Origin of the sequence: Xanthomonas populi (assembly GCF_002940065.1) — a bacterium.
GTDB lineage: Bacteria > Pseudomonadota > Gammaproteobacteria > Xanthomonadales > Xanthomonadaceae > Xanthomonas > Xanthomonas populi.
The window spans coordinates 1-1,014 of the sequence record NZ_MDEJ01000287.1; the positions used below are offsets into that span (position 1 = coordinate 1).

A 1,014-nucleotide genomic window follows, 5' to 3' on the forward strand; every position below is an offset into this window, starting at 1 on the left:
TGATCATGTCTGTCGTTCTCCGCTGGCAGGGCGTCAAGTCAATGATGGCAGATTGCTGGGGTTTTTAGAGGCTCCTTTATATGAATAGGCAATGCACCCCCCCACCCCCACCTGCGCATATCCAGTCATACCGGCTCTCGCACGCTTGCCACGACGCGGCGGATGGACAACGCTGTGCAGACGGCATCCCGAGCCTGCACATGTCGCCTGCAGCACCGTCCCTGTTACTGCTCGACTTCGATGGCGTGCTGGCCAGCTACTCACGGCCGCGCCGCTTGGCTGCACTTGCTGCTGCAGCCGCCTGCACGCCGCAACGGGTGCAACAGGTGGTGTTCGAGCAGGGCCTGGAGCGCGCCTACGATGCCGGCATGATCGAAACGCAGGACTACCTGGCGCAGTTGAGCGAGGGACTGGGCCGCGTGATCGATCGCGCTCGCTGGATCGCCGCGCGCGTGGCGGCATGCCGCGCGGACCCATCGGTGGTGGCGCAGGTGGTGGCGGTATCGGCGACAACGGCTGTAGCGATGCTCACCAACAATGGGCCATTGATGGTGCTGTCACCGAAGCGAAATCGCACTCCTTGCGCTGCTGCGGCGGCGTAGATCATCCGGGCAATGTCGCCGCGACGGATTTCCATCTCCGCGTTCGGACCGCCATCGGTTTCAGAATGCACCGCTTCGAAGCGGCCGACGACGTAATTGTCTTCGGTGACCCATACGAACGGTCATGATCCAATCTCCCGGAAAAAAACATCATGAATGATGTATTTTGTTCGAGGGAGCCATCGCAGCGCTGGCGATCAGCTCGGCGCCGCATCCGACCCAGCCTCCGTATCCACTGCTCGCAATAACCCACGTTGCAAGGCTTGCGCCAAGGCGCTTTCGCGGCTGCGTGCATCGAGCTTGCGATAGAGATTCTTCAAATGGAACTTGACGCTGAGGTATCCCCACGTTTTTCAGCCCATGACCATCTGGTTGTAGACGTGTTCGGGCAGTGTGCGTAATCGCTCCAGAC

Annotated in this window: 1 pseudogene; it reads left to right on the forward strand. The window is 60.7% G+C overall.

Annotated features, from left to right (window positions below):
• Window positions 1-200 precede the first annotated feature (200 nt).
• Window positions 201-569 (forward strand): annotated as a pseudogene (locus tag XpopCFBP1817_RS20865) (hydrolase); the annotation flags it as partial.
• Window positions 570-1,014: the final 445 nt, after the last annotated feature.